The organism is Hydrogenophaga sp. A37 (assembly GCF_002001205.1).
GTDB lineage: Bacteria > Pseudomonadota > Gammaproteobacteria > Burkholderiales > Burkholderiaceae_C > Hydrogenophaga.
Window position 1 is genome coordinate 26,874 of record NZ_MUNZ01000118.1, and the last position, 12,556, is coordinate 39,429.

The window sequence follows — 12,556 nt, forward strand, 5'->3', positions numbered from 1 at the left end:
TCACTTCAATCGGTCGGATTTCTGGAAGCTCTTCTGCCGCTTGAACAAACCCTTGCGGTAGAACGGGAACAGCTGGAACCAGGTGCGGACCTTGAGCCAGCGGCCGTACAGGCCCATGGGCTCAAACAACACAAAGGCGATCAGCACCAGGCCATACACCGTGCCTTGCAGGCCGGTGGACTGGCCGATGGCTTCGGGCAGGTGGTCCTTGCCCAGCGCGATCAGCTGCGGCATCACGATCAGGAAGATCGCGCCGAGGAAGGCGCCGTGGATCGAGCCCAGGCCGCCGATCACCACCATGAGCAGCAGGTCGATGGACTGGATGATGCTGAACTGCTCGGGCGAAAGAAACTGGATCTTGTGCGCGTACAGCGCGCCGCCGATGCCGGCCAGCGCTGACGAGAGCGCGAAGCTCATGGTCTTGTAGCGCGCGAGGTGGATGCCCATGCTCTGCGCGGAAATCTCCGAGTCGCGGATCGCCACAAACGCGCGGCCTGTGCTGGAGCGCATGAGGTTGACGATGGCGAGTGTGGCGAGCACGGTGACCACCAGGCACAAGAAGTAGAACTCGTTGGTGGACTCCAGTTCCCAGCCGAACATGGCCGGCGGGTTCACCGAGAGCCCCGAGTTGCCGCCGGTCACGCTCTCCCAGCGCGCCAGGCCTTCTTCGACGATGAAGCCGAAGGCCAGCGTGGCCATGCCGAGGTAGATGCCCTTCACGCGCAGCGCCGGCAGGCCCACCACCATGCCCACGGCCGCAGCCAGCAGGCCGGCACTGGCCATGGCGATGGGGAAGGGCACACCGGCGTTGACCATCACCGTTTCGGTGTAGGCGCCCACGCCGAGGAAGGCCGCGTGGCCGAGCGAGAACAGCCCCGTGAAGCCCGCCAGCAGCATCAGCCCCAGGCCCACCACGGCGTAGATCAGCACGAAGGTGAGCTGCGCCAGCCAGTACTCCTCGATCACCCAGGGCGCGGTCAGCAGGAACAGGCCCAGCAGGCTGTACCAGAACACGTGCCCGCCGTGTTTGGTGAGCTGGATGTCCTGGTTGTAGTCGGTCTTGAAAATGAAGCGCATGTGTTCAGACCTTCTTGCGGAGCTTTTCGCCGAACAACCCGTTCGGCTTCAGCACCAGCATCAGCAGCACCACGATGTAGGGCGCGATGTCCTTGAAGCCTTCGGGCAAATAGAAGCCCGAGAACGATTCGACGAGGCCGATGATCAGGCCGCCCACGATGGCGCCGGGCAGGCTGCCGAAGCCGCCGACCACGGCGGCCGGGAAGGCCTTCAGGCCAATGAAGCCCATGTTGGCGTGCACGAAGGTGATGGGCGCGAGCAGCAGGCCGGCCACGGCGGCCACTCCCGCGGCCAGGCCCCAGACCAGGCCGTTGAGCCGCTTGACCGGGATGCCCATGTAGTAGGCCGCGAGCTGGTTCTGCGACGAGGCCTGCATGGCCACGCCCAGCTTGGAGTAGCGGAACATCGCAAACAGCCCGGCGCACAACAGGCCGGTGACGCCGATCACCACGATTTGCTCGGCCGACACGACCAGCGTGCCCAGGCGCAGCAACTCGCCCGCGTAGGGCACGGGCAGGGTGTGGGTGTCGGTGCCGATGTTGGGGATCATGGTGATCAGGCCGCGCAGCACGTAGCCGACACCGATGGTCAGCATGACGATGGAAAACGCGGGCTGGCCCAGGATGGGGCGGATCACCAAACGCTCCAGCACCACGCCAAACAGGCCCATGGAGACGATGGCCGCCGGCACCGCGAGCCAGAACGGAAACCCCAGCGCCGTCATGGTAGCCAGGCCGCCGAAGGCGCCGACCATCATCAGGTCGCCCTGGGCGAAGCTCACCGTTTCGGTGGCTTTGTAGATCAGCACGAAGCCCAAGGCGATGAGGCCGTAGATGCACCCCTGGGCCACGCCGCTGATGAGCAGTTGCAGCAATTGCACGCGCTTGTCTCCTGTTGTTCGGGTGGTCTGGGCTGAGGTCGCTGCTGCAAGTTCTGTGGCACGCCGCGCTGACGTTGTGCGAGGTTTATAGCTGTCTTGCCCCAGACCGGCGCTAGGGTTGACCCGATGGAAAGTCGCCGATGCGCCAGTATGTTTTATTTTTACAAATCAAACGCTTGGTATAAATGTTGCAAACCCGTATGCTGCACCATCTGCTTCGGGAAACACCTCATGAAGTCCATCCGCATCGGCGCCGGCCTCGGCTTTTACGGCGACAACTGGAAACCGGTGGTCGCCAGCATCGAGCGCGGCGGAGTGCAGTTCATTGCCAGCGATCACCTGGCCGAACTCACGCTCGCCATCCTGCAAAAAGACCGCCAGCGCGACCCCACGCTGGGCTACGCACGCGACGTGGTGCCCATGCTGCTGCGACTGTGGCCGTTGATGCGCGAGCGCGGTGTGCGCTTCGTCTGCAACGCGGGCGGCTTGAACCCCATGGGTGCGGCGCAGGCGGTGCTGGCCGCGTTCACCGCCAAAGGCTGGGCCGCACGCATGGCGGTGGTGAGCGGCGACGACGTGTTGCCTCGGCTGTTGGACGATTCGGCGCCTTCGGGCGAACTGGCGCATCTGTTCACCGGCGACCCGGTGGCTGGCGTGCGCGAGCGGCTGGTGTTCGGCAACGCCTACCTCGGCGCAGCGCCCATCGTGCAGGCGCTGGACGCGGGAGCGGACATCGTGATCACCGGCCGCGTGGCCGACGCCGCGCTCTTCCTCGGGCCGCTGGTGCACAGCCTGGGCTGGACGCTGGGCGGCGCCACCTCCTCACAAGACCTGAACCGCCTTGCGCAAGGCCTCACGGTGGGGCATCTGCTGGAGTGTTCGGGCCAGGGCAGCGGCGGCAACTTTGGCAGCCAGGGCGCGTGGAAAGACATTCCCGATCTGGCCCACATCGGCTACCCAATAGCCGAGGTGTGGGAGGACGGCACCGCGCTCATCACCAAGGCCCCCGGCACGGGCGGGCGCATCAACTTCGACACCGTGCGCCAGCAGCTGCTCTACGAGGTGCACAACCCGCTCGCCTACCACTCGCCCGACGTGGTGCTCGACATGGGCGGCATCACGCTGCACGACGAGGGCCATGACCGCGTGCGCGTCACCGGCGCGCGTGGCACGGCGCCGGGCGAGCAGCTCAAGGTGGTGGCCGGGTACCGCGACGGTTTCAAAGCCGAGGTCACCTGGGGCTTCTCGTGGCCCGATGCCTGGGACAAGGCGCAAGCGGCCGTGGACACCATCCGTTGCCAACTGGCCGACAAACACATCCCGCACGACGAGCTGTTCGTGGAGCACCCGGGGCTGAACTCCGCGCACGGTCCGCTGGCGCCGCTGCCCGACCCCGCAACCCTGAACGGCATGAACGAGATCTGGACCCGGCTGGTGCTTCGCACGCAGAGCAAGACCGCCGCCGACGGCTTCGGCCGCCTGTTCCCGTGGATCGGCCTGAGCGGCCCGGCCTACACCTGCGGCTTCACGGGGCTGCACAACACCAGCGAGCTGCTGGGCATCTGGCCCACGCTGATCCCGCGTGCGATGGTGGAGCCGAGTGTGCGGGTCGAACTGTTGGAGAGCGCGAAATGAGCACCGTGCACATCCCCCTCGTGCGCATCGCGCACGCGCGCAGCGGCGACAAGGCCGACTGGGTGGACTTCGGGCTCTTCGCCTGGAACGCCGCGGGCTACCGGCTGCTGGCGCGCGAGGTCACAGCCGAGCGCGCGCGCGCGCACTTCGCGCCCTGGCTGCCGGGCGAGGTGGACGCCTGGGCGCTGCCGAACATCCTCGCTCTCAAGTTCGTGCTCAAGGGCGCGCTGCAAGGCGGCGGTGCGCGCAACCTGAGGCTCGACAACCTGGGCAAGGCCATGGCCGGGGCGCTGCTTCGAATGGAGATCGAAGTGACGGAAGCCGAGCTGGCCGAAGCGTTGGACAGCCCGCGTGTGGGCTGGTGGGGCGATGGCCAGGCATGACGAGAGCCCTCACCCCAACCCTCTCCCCGCGGGAGAGGGCGTTGAAGCCCTTCGCCCCGAGAAAAGCCCATGAAGCGAACGCGTGACTTGCTCCCTCTCCCTCTGGGAGAGGGCAGGGGTGAGGGCCGGCCCGCCCATCCACAGGAAAGAACGAGATGAACCCATCCCCCGTCACGACCGAAACACAAGGCGACCTCTGGATCGTCACCCTGAACCGCCCCGAGGTCCGCAACGCCGTCGACAGTGCTACCGCACAGGCCCTGCACGCAGCCTTCCTGGCGTTCGAAGACGACCCGGCCGCGAAGGTCGCGGTGTTCCACGGCGCTCACGGCCATTTCTGCGCCGGCTGGGACCTGCAACACGGTGCGCGGCTGGCAGCGTCGGGCGAAGCCGGCGGCCTGGACCAGTTGGACTTCAACCCGCAAGACCCACGCGCCCCCGGCCCCATGGGCCCATCGCGCCTGCGCCTGTCCAAGCCGGTCATTGCGGCGGTCAGCGGCGCGGCCGTGGCCGGCGGCATGGAACTCGCGCTCTGGTGCGACCTGCGCGTGATGGAGGCCGATGCCTACTTCGGTGTCTACTGCCGGCGCTTCGGCGTGCCGCTGATCGACGGCGGCACCGTGCGCTTGCCGCGCCTGATCGGCATGGGCCACGCGATGGACCTCATCCTCACTGGCCGAAAGGTCGAGGCCACCGAAGCGCTGCAGATGGGCCTGGCCAACCGAGTGGTGCCGATCGGCACGGCGCGCGAAGCGGCCATCGCCCTCGCGCAACAGCTCGCGGCCTTCCCGCAGGCCACGATGCGCGCCGACCGCAGGAGCGCCTGCGCGCAATGGGATCTGTCGCTGGGCGAAGCCCTGCAGCAGGAGTGGCAGCGCGGACGGGCTCGCATTCCCGACGCGCTGGAGGGCGCCACCCGCTTCGCGCAAGGCCAGGGCCGCCACGGCAAATTCTGACGGTCCTGCTGCGGTGGCGGCTCCCGCCAACCGCGCACGATTGGTCCCCCACGCGGACGCCCTCCAGCCCATCATCGGGGCCATGAACGCTCCCCCGACCGACAGCACCCAGGTGCTCGTGCTGCAACACCTGAACGAAGACGGCCCGGGCTACCTCGGGCAGTGGCTCGACGAGCAAGGGGTGCGTTGGCAGGTGCGGTGCACCGAAGCCGGCGATGCCTACCCCGCGTCGGTGCAGGGTTTGCTAGGCCTGGCGGTGTTGGGTGGCGCCTGGAGCGCCAACGATGACCGCCCCTCGCTGCGCCAGGCTGAAGCATTGATCCGCGAGGCCGACGCGCTGGGCATCCCGGTGCTGGGCCACTGCCTGGGCGGCCAGCTCATGGCGCGCGCCTTCGGCGGGCGTGTCGAGACGCTGGCGAAGCCCGAAATCGGCTGGCATGCGATCACCCACAACGGCAGCGAAGCGGCCCGCACCTGGCTGGGCGACGCGCCGGATGCCGTGGTCTACCAGTGGCACCACGACGGCTTCGTGGCACTGCCACCCGGTGCCGAGCTGCTCGCCAGCTCACCGGCCTGCGCCCACCAGGCCTTCGCGCTGCGGCAGCACTTGGCGATGCAGTTCCACATCGAGATCACGCCGGCCAAGATCACCGACTGGCTGGCGTACCCGGGCCACGTCTATCCGGTGCAGGTGCTGCTGCACCGAGACAGCGTGCAGGACCCGGCCGGCATGCAGGCCGCCACGGCCCGCAACCAGGCGGGCAGCGAAGCGCTGGCGCGCCGGATTTACGGCACCTGGCGTTCGCGCTGGCGGGGTTGAGCCGACTCAGCCCACCAGACCCGGAATGCTCAGCCCGTCCTTCGGAATCGGCCGTGGTTTGCCGTCCATGTCGATCGCCACATAGGTGAGGCTGGCCTCGGTCACTTTCACGTACTGGCCCTGGGCCGAGAATCGCTCGGCGAACACCTCGACCTGCACCGTGATCGATGTGTTGCCCACGCGGGTGACGTGCGAGAAGAAGCTCAGGATGTCGCCCACGCGCACCGGCTGCTTGAAGATGAACTGGTTGACGGCCACCGTGGCCATGCGCCCACGCACATAGCGCGCCGGCAGCACAGAGCCCGCCAGGTCGACCTGGGCCATGACCCAGCCGCCGAAGATGTCGCCGTTGCCGTTGGTGTCGGCCGGCATGGGAATGACCTTGAGCACCAATTCGCGGTCTTGCGGCAAGGCGGTTTGCGGGCGGGGGCTTGATTCGGTGGACATGGGCACAATCTCTGAATAACGATCTCCCCATTGTCCCGCATGCGTCCTTCTTCTTCGTCCCGCGTTTCCATGCCCCTGCCCGCCGGGCCCGACACCGCTGTCGGGCCGGCGCAGCGCCGCTCCGATTGGGCCACGCTGCAGCGCCTGTTCCCCTACCTGTGGCAATACAAATGGCGCGTGGGCTTCGCGCTGGCCTTCATGGTGGGGGCCAAGATGGCCAACGTGGGCGTGCCGCTCTTGCTCAAGGAGCTGGTGGACGCGATGACGATACAACCCGGCAGCGTCGAGGCGATGCTGGTGGTGCCGCTGGGCCTGCTGCTGGCCTACGGCCTGCTGCGCCTGTCCACCAGCGTGTTCACCGAGCTGCGCGAACTGGTGTTTGCCAAAGCCACCGAAGGCGCCACGCGCAGCATCGCGCTGCAGGTGTTCGGCCACCTGCACGCGCTCAGCCTGCGTTTTCACCTGGAGCGCCAGACCGGCGGCATGACGCGCGACATCGAGCGCGGCACGCGCGGTGTGCAGTCGCTCATCTCGTATTCGCTCTACAGCATCTTCCCGACGCTGATCGAAGTGATCATGGTGCTCACGCTGCTGGGCACCAAGTTCGACATGGGCTACGTGTGGATCACGCTGGTGGCGCTGGTGCTCTACATCACGTTCACGGTGATGGTGACCGAGTGGCGCACCACCTTTCGCCGCCAGATGAACGAGCTGGAGTCGGTGAGCCAGACGCGCGCCATCGACTCGTTGTTGAACTACGAGACCGTCAAGTACTTCAACAACGAACTGTTCGAAGCGCGGCGCTACGACGAGGGGCTGGAGAAGTTGCGCCGCGCGCGCATCAAGAGCCAGACCACGCTCTCGGTGCTCAACACCGGGCAGCAACTGGTGATTGCGGTGGCGCTGGTGCTGATGCTCTACCGCGCCACGCAGGGCGTGGCGCAGGGGCACATGACGCTGGGCGACCTGGTGATGGTCAACGCCTTCATGATCCAGCTCTACATCCCGCTGGGTTTTCTGGGCGTGCTCTACCGCGAGATCAAGCAGAGCCTGACCGACCTGGACAAGATGTTCGTGCTGCTGGAGAAGGAGCGCGAGATCGCCGACCAGCCGGGTGCGCAGGACCTGGTGCTCGACGGCCCGCCGGCGGTGCAGTTCGAGAATGTGCGCTTCTCGTACGAGCCGGCGCGCGAGATCCTGCACGGCATCAGCTTTCACATTCCCGCCGGCAAGACGGTGGCGGTGGTCGGGCCGTCGGGCTCGGGCAAGAGCACGCTGGCCCGTTTGCTGTACCGCTTCTACGACGTGACGAACCACGATGACACGGGTCCGCACGGCGGTGGCCGCATCACCATCAACGGCCAGGACATTCGCGAAGTGACGCAGTCCAGCGTGCGCCGGGCCATCGGCATCGTGCCGCAGGACACGGTGCTGTTCAACGACACCATCGAATACAACATCCTCTACGGTCGCCCTGAGGCGGGACATGACGCCGCGGTGGCGGCGGCGCAGGCGGCGCACATCCACGGCTTCATCGAAAAGCTGCCGCTGGGTTACGCCACCACGGTGGGCGAGCGCGGCCTGAAGCTGTCGGGCGGCGAGAAGCAGCGGGTGGCAATTGCACGCACGCTACTGAAGAACCCCCCCATCGTGATCTTCGACGAGGCAACCTCTGCGCTCGACTCAGCGAACGAACGGGCGATTCAGGCGGAGCTGAAGAGCGCGGCACGGAACAAGACCTCGCTGGTGATTGCGCACCGCTTGTCCACCGTGGTGGATGCGCACGAAATCCTGGTGCTCGTCAATGGCGAGATCGTGGAGCGGGGGACGCACGCGCAGCTCGTGTCGTCGGGTGGGGTGTACGCGGGGATGTGGGCGCTGCAGCAGTCGGGCGCCGACTAAGACTTCATGCTGCCCGTCCGCTCATACCGGCTGTGCCACGACAGCGCCTCGTCCAGCAGGTGCGGTGTGTGCATGCCGCCGTGCCCCGCGCGGGCGTTGGCTTCGCTGCGTTCCACGTAGTCGAGCAGGGCGGGCTTGAAGTCCGGGTGGGCGCAGCGTTCGATGATCAGGCGCGAGCGCTGGCGCGGCGACAGGCCTCGCAGGTCGGCCAGGCCTTGTTCGGTCACGACGATCTGCACGTCGTGTTCGGTGTGGTCCACGTGGCTGACCATGGGCACGATGCAACTGATGCTGCCGCCCTTGGCGGTGGACGGCGTCATGAAGACCGAGAGGTAGGCATTGCGTGCGAAGTCGCCCGAGCCACCGATGCCGTTCATGATGCGCGTGCCCATCACATGCGTGGAGTTCACGTTGCCATACAGGTCGGCTTCGATCATGCCGTTCATGGCAATGATGCCGATGCGGCGGATCACCTCGGGGTGGTTGCTGATCTCCTGTGGCCGCAGCACGATGCGCTCGCGGTAGAAATCCAGGTTGGCGAGAAACTCTTGCATCACCGGCGCCGAAAACGAGAGTGCGGTGGACGAGGCCATGGCCATCTTGCCGGACTTGAGCATGGCGAGCATGCCGTCCTGCAGCACCTCGGTGTAACCCTGCAGATCGTTGAACGGGCCATCGTTCAGGCTTTCCATCACGGCGTTGGCGATGTTGCCCACGCCCGACTGCAGCGGCAGCAGCTCGGGCGGCAGGCGGCCTTGTTTCACTTCGTCTTGAAGGAAGGCCATCAGGTGACCGGCGATGCGTTTCGACGCTTCGTCGGGTGCCGAGAAGCGGGTGTCGCGGTCGGGCAGGTGGGTCTCGACGATGGCGATCACCTTGGCCGGGTCGCAACGCAGGTAAGGCTCGCCGATGCGGTCGCCGGCGTGCGTCATCGGGATCGGTTTGCGGTGCGGCGGGCGCTCGGTGCCGTAGTAGATGTCGTGCATGCCCTCCAGCCCCAGGCTGTGGCCGTGGTTGACCTCCAGGATCACCTTGTCGGCCTGGTCCAGCCAGGTCTTGTTGTTGCCCACCGAGGTGGCCGGGATCAGGCGGCCGTCTTCCAGGATGCCGGCGACCTCGATCACCGCCACATTCAGTTTGCCCAGGAAGCCGAACCACACGTATTGCGCCACGTGCGAGAGGTGGATGTCGATGTAGGCCATCTCGCCGTCGTTGATGCGCGCGCGGCAGGTCGGGTCGGACTGGTAGGGCAGGCGCATGTCCATGCCGCCGACCTTGGCGAGCGCGCCGTCGAGCTCGGGGGCGGTGGAGGCGCCGGTCCAGACGCCGATGCGGAATTCTTTGCCAGCGTCGTGGTGCGCCTGGATGTGCTTGGCCAGCGCGAGCGGAATGGCCTTGGGATAGCCGGCGCCGGTGAAGCCACTCATGCCCACGTGGTCGCCGTTTTCGATGAGGGCCGCGGCCGCTTCGGCCGACATGATTTTCTGGCGCAGGCCGGCGTGGGCGATGCGGGACGGGAAGACGGCGGGCGGGTTCTGTGTCATGGGATGAGAATTAAGGGTTAACCCTAGGTTTTTGCTATCGTAACGGAAGCATGTGGCCGCTAAGCGTCAAAAAAGCACCGATTCCCGGGTGATGACCGGCGCGCATAATCCGCGGCCATGGAAACCAAGTGGCTGGAAGATTTTGTGAGCCTGGCTGAAACGCGCAGCTTCAGCCGTTCGGCGCAGCTGCGCCATGTCACGCAACCCGCGTTCTCGCGCCGCATCCAGTCGCTCGAAGCCTGGGCTGGCACCGACCTGGTGGACCGGTCCTCGTACCCCACCCGGCTCACCCCGGCCGGCCAGACGTTGTACGACCAGTCGATCGAGATGCTGCAGGCCCTGCAGAGCACGCGCGCCATGCTGCGCGCCCACACCGCCGCGGCGCAGGACGTGATCGAGTTCGCCGTGCCGCACACGCTGGCCTTCACGTTTTTCCCGTCCTGGCTCTCGGGCCTGCGCGAGAGCTGCGGCCCGATCAAGAGCCGCCTGATCGCGATGAACGTGCACGACGCGGTGATGCGCCTGGTGGAGGGCAGTTGCGACCTGCTGATCGCCTACCACCACACCTCGCAGCCCATTCAGCTCGACGCCGCGCGCTACGAGATGCTGCCGCTGGGGCGCGAGACGCTGTCGCCTTTTGTGAAGCCCAACGAGCAGGGCGAGCCCCTGTTCACGCTGCCCGGCACCGTGGCCCACCCCTTGCCGTATCTGGCCTACGCACCCGGCGCCTACATGGGTCGCGCGGTGGAGCAAGTGCTCAAGCAAAGCCCGGCGCCGGTGCACCTCGACCGCATCTACGAGACCGACATGTCCGAGGGCCTGAAAGCCATGGCGCTGGAAGGCCACGGCATCGCCTTCCTGCCCGCCAGCGCCGTGCGGCGCGAGCTGCGCGGCAAACGCCTGGTGAGCGCCGGGCAGGGGCTGGACACCTCGCTGGACATCCGCATCTACCGCGAGCGGCCCGGCACGCGCAAGGCCAAGGGCACGGTGGATGTGTTCTGGGAAGACCTGGAAAAACACCTGGCCGCTGCGGCCAAGGCCTGACCTGGCCATTTGAGACAATCCGGGGATGACTGCTCCAGCCCCCCAGACCCTCACGATCACCCGCCCCGACGACTGGCACTTGCACGTGCGCGACGGCGAGGCCCTGCGCACCGTGGTGCCGCACACGGCGGCCCAGTTCGGCCGCGCGATCATCATGCCCAACCTCAAGCCGCCGGTGACCACCGCGGCCCAGGCCTTGGCCTACGCCGAGCGCATCCGCGCCGCCGTGCCCGCGGGCGTGAGCTTCGAGCCGCTGATGACGCTGTACCTCACCGACAACCTGCCGGCCGAGGAGATCGCGCGCGCCAGGGATGCCGGTGTGGTCGCGGTCAAGCTCTACCCGGCCGGTGCCACCACCAACAGCGACGCCGGCGTGACCGACCTGCGCAAGACTTACCAGACGCTGGAGGCGATGCAGAAGGCCGGCCTGCTGCTGCTGGTGCACGGCGAAGTGACCAGCCCCGACATCGACCTGTTTGATCGCGAGGCCGTGTTCATTGAGCAGCAACTGCAGCCGCTGCGCCGCGACTTCCCCGAACTCAAGATCGTGATGGAGCACATCACCACGAAAGAGGCTGCCCAATACGTGGCCGAGGCCGACAAGTACCTGGGCGCCACCATTACCGCGCACCATCTGCTCTACAACCGCAACGCCCTCTTCACCGGCGGCATCCGCCCGCATTACTACTGCCTGCCGGTCTTGAAGCGCGAAACCCACCGCCAGGCCCTGGTGGCCGCGGCCACGGGCGGGAATGCGAAGTTCTTCCTCGGCACCGACAGCGCGCCGCACCCGGCCCAGCTGAAGGAACACGCCACCGGCTGCGCCGGCTGCTACACCGCGCATGCCGCGATCGAGATGTACGCCGAAGCGTTTGACGCGGCGGGTGCGCTCGACAAGCTGGAAGGTTTCGCCAGCTTCAACGGCCCGGCCTTCTACGGCCTGCCGCGCAACACCGGCACCATCACCCTGAAGCGCGAAAGCTGGACGCCGCCGGTGAGCTTTGCCTTCGGCGAAGCCGAGCTCAAGCCGCTGCGCTCGGGCGAGGCATTGCCCTGGAAGCTGGTGGACTGACCCACATGTGCGCGTTCGCCGAGGCGGCGCAGACCTGGCCGTCGCCCGATTGGACGCGGCCATGGAACGCGCCGTTTGCCTTGGACGGCGCGGCGGTGCGCGCGGCCTGTGACACCGGCGTTCCGCTGGCACAAGCGCTGACGGAGCGCATCGGCCCCGCTGGCCCCGGCTTCATGCCGCAAACCGAGCTGCCCGAGGGCATCGCCTACGAGCAGTTCATCTTTGACACCGGCCAAGTGCCCACCCGCGAAGGTCTGCACGACTTCTTCAACGGTCTGGTCTGGATGCGTTTCCCCGCCACCAAGCGCCTGCTCAACCGCCTGCAGGCCGCCGAGATCCAGACCGCCGGCGTGGGTCAGGTGCGTGGGCCCGTGCGCGACGCGATCACGCTGTTTGACGAAAACGCGGTGCTGCTGCAGGCACCCGAAGAACTGTGGGACGCGCTGATCGCGCGCGAATGGACCCAGCTTTTCGTGGCGCTGCGACCTTTGTGGGCACAGGCGCGGCTGGTGTTGTTTGGCCACGCACTGACCGAAAAATTGGTGGCACCCTACAAGTCCATCACTGGCCATGTGTACCGCGAGCCGGTGCCGCCGGCCTTGGGGGATGACCTGGCCGCCTGGGACGTCTGGCTGGCCAAGCGCCTGACCGCCGCCGAGCTGGCCAGCAAACCCTTCACGCCGCTGCCGGTGCTGGGTGTTCCAGGCTGGTGGCCCGCCAATGAAGACCCCGCTTACTATGCCGATGCCGGGGTGTTTCGCCCCAAACGCATGCCCGCATGAGGCGCGGCGCCGTC

The 12,556-nt window shown here is 66.9% G+C and carries 12 protein-coding genes; 8 read left to right on the top strand and 4 right to left on the bottom strand.

What is annotated here, in order from left to right:
- Nucleotides 1–1,077, bottom strand: a complete 1,077-nt coding sequence (locus tag B0E41_RS15355) for a branched-chain amino acid ABC transporter permease (protein WP_077332032.1) — start codon at nucleotides 1,075–1,077, stop codon at nucleotides 1–3.
- 4 nt (nucleotides 1,078–1,081) lie between these two features.
- A complete protein-coding gene (locus B0E41_RS15360; protein WP_077332033.1) occupies nucleotides 1,082–1,957 on the bottom strand; it encodes a branched-chain amino acid ABC transporter permease in 876 nt (291 codons plus the stop codon).
- A gap of 231 nt (nucleotides 1,958–2,188) precedes the next feature.
- On the opposite strand from B0E41_RS15360, the gene B0E41_RS15365 reads away from it, so the two are divergent.
- The 4 genes from B0E41_RS15365 (at nucleotide 2,189) to B0E41_RS15380 (ending at nucleotide 5,751) form a co-directional block, all read left to right on the top strand.
- On the top strand, nucleotides 2,189–3,592 hold the full coding sequence (locus tag B0E41_RS15365; RefSeq protein ID WP_077332034.1) for an acyclic terpene utilization AtuA family protein: 1,404 nt from the start codon (nucleotides 2,189–2,191) through the stop codon (nucleotides 3,590–3,592).
- Nucleotides 3,589–3,975 carry a hypothetical protein gene (locus B0E41_RS15370; protein WP_077332035.1) on the top strand — a complete coding sequence of 129 codons (387 nt, stop codon included), beginning with the start codon at nucleotides 3,589–3,591 and terminating at the stop codon, nucleotides 3,973–3,975. The genes B0E41_RS15365 and B0E41_RS15370 overlap by 4 nt, the downstream gene beginning before the upstream one ends.
- 155 nt (nucleotides 3,976–4,130) lie before the next feature.
- Nucleotides 4,131–4,931, top strand: a complete 801-nt coding sequence (locus tag B0E41_RS15375; RefSeq protein WP_077332036.1) for a crotonase/enoyl-CoA hydratase family protein — start codon at nucleotides 4,131–4,133, stop codon at nucleotides 4,929–4,931.
- Between the two features lie 82 nt (nucleotides 4,932–5,013).
- Entirely contained in the window at nucleotides 5,014–5,751 is a 738-nt protein-coding gene (locus B0E41_RS15380) for a type 1 glutamine amidotransferase (RefSeq protein ID WP_077332037.1), read from the top strand.
- A 6-nt stretch (nucleotides 5,752–5,757) separates the two neighbouring features.
- Here the strand turns inward: B0E41_RS15380 and B0E41_RS15385 are convergent, their stop codons facing one another.
- Complete coding sequence (locus tag B0E41_RS15385) at nucleotides 5,758–6,198, bottom strand: acyl-CoA thioesterase (RefSeq protein ID WP_077332038.1); 441 nt, start codon at nucleotides 6,196–6,198, stop codon at nucleotides 5,758–5,760.
- A gap of 69 nt (nucleotides 6,199–6,267) precedes the next feature.
- Between B0E41_RS15385 and B0E41_RS15390 the strand changes: the two genes are divergently transcribed.
- Nucleotides 6,268–8,100 carry an ABC transporter ATP-binding protein/permease gene (locus B0E41_RS15390; RefSeq protein WP_253194905.1) on the top strand — a complete coding sequence of 611 codons (1,833 nt, stop codon included), beginning with the start codon at nucleotides 6,268–6,270 and terminating at the stop codon, nucleotides 8,098–8,100.
- On the opposite strand, the gene B0E41_RS15395 is transcribed toward B0E41_RS15390, so the two are convergent.
- Complete coding sequence (locus B0E41_RS15395; protein WP_077332040.1) at nucleotides 8,097–9,644, bottom strand: acetyl-CoA hydrolase/transferase family protein; 1,548 nt, start codon at nucleotides 9,642–9,644, stop codon at nucleotides 8,097–8,099. The two genes, B0E41_RS15390 and B0E41_RS15395, sit on opposite strands and share 4 nt — an antisense overlap.
- 117 nt (nucleotides 9,645–9,761) lie before the next feature.
- Between B0E41_RS15395 and B0E41_RS15400 the strand changes: the two genes are divergently transcribed.
- Genes B0E41_RS15400 through B0E41_RS15410 form a run of 3 tightly spaced genes read left to right on the top strand, consistent with a single transcriptional unit; the run spans nucleotide 9,762 to nucleotide 12,542 of the window.
- Nucleotides 9,762–10,688, top strand: a complete 927-nt coding sequence (locus B0E41_RS15400; RefSeq protein WP_077332041.1) for a LysR substrate-binding domain-containing protein — start codon at nucleotides 9,762–9,764, stop codon at nucleotides 10,686–10,688.
- A 25-nt stretch (nucleotides 10,689–10,713) separates the two neighbouring features.
- Nucleotides 10,714–11,760: a dihydroorotase gene (gene pyrC / locus B0E41_RS15405; protein ID WP_077332042.1), complete on the top strand. Its 1,047-nt coding sequence runs from the start codon at nucleotides 10,714–10,716 to the stop codon at nucleotides 11,758–11,760.
- 5 nt (nucleotides 11,761–11,765) lie between these two features.
- Nucleotides 11,766–12,542, top strand: coding sequence for a DUF3025 domain-containing protein (locus B0E41_RS15410; RefSeq protein WP_077332043.1), 777 nt, complete (start codon nucleotides 11,766–11,768; stop codon nucleotides 12,540–12,542).
- Nucleotides 12,543–12,556: the final 14 nt, after the last annotated feature.

Excerpts from the sequence above, each read along its gene's own strand:
- B0E41_RS15375 (WP_077332036.1), top strand. The coding sequence starts at position 4,131 with ATGAACCCATCCCCCGTCACGACCGAAACACAAGGCGACCTCTGGATC.
- B0E41_RS15365 (WP_077332034.1), top strand. The coding sequence starts at position 2,189 with ATGAAGTCCATCCGCATCGGCGCCGGCCTCGGCTTTTACGGCGACAAC.
- B0E41_RS15380 (WP_077332037.1), top strand. The coding sequence starts at position 5,014 with ATGAACGCTCCCCCGACCGACAGCACCCAGGTGCTCGTGCTGCAACAC.
- B0E41_RS15385 (WP_077332038.1), bottom strand. The coding sequence starts at position 6,198 with ATGTCCACCGAATCAAGCCCCCGCCCGCAAACCGCCTTGCCGCAAGAC.
- B0E41_RS15355 (WP_077332032.1), bottom strand. The coding sequence starts at position 1,077 with ATGCGCTTCATTTTCAAGACCGACTACAACCAGGACATCCAGCTCACC.
- pyrC (WP_077332042.1), top strand. The coding sequence starts at position 10,714 with ATGACTGCTCCAGCCCCCCAGACCCTCACGATCACCCGCCCCGACGAC.
- B0E41_RS15410 (WP_077332043.1), top strand. The coding sequence starts at position 11,766 with ATGTGCGCGTTCGCCGAGGCGGCGCAGACCTGGCCGTCGCCCGATTGG.
- B0E41_RS15400 (WP_077332041.1), top strand. The coding sequence starts at position 9,762 with ATGGAAACCAAGTGGCTGGAAGATTTTGTGAGCCTGGCTGAAACGCGC.
- B0E41_RS15390 (WP_253194905.1), top strand. The coding sequence starts at position 6,268 with ATGCCCCTGCCCGCCGGGCCCGACACCGCTGTCGGGCCGGCGCAGCGC.
- B0E41_RS15370 (WP_077332035.1), top strand. The coding sequence starts at position 3,589 with ATGAGCACCGTGCACATCCCCCTCGTGCGCATCGCGCACGCGCGCAGC.
- B0E41_RS15395 (WP_077332040.1), bottom strand. The coding sequence starts at position 9,644 with ATGACACAGAACCCGCCCGCCGTCTTCCCGTCCCGCATCGCCCACGCC.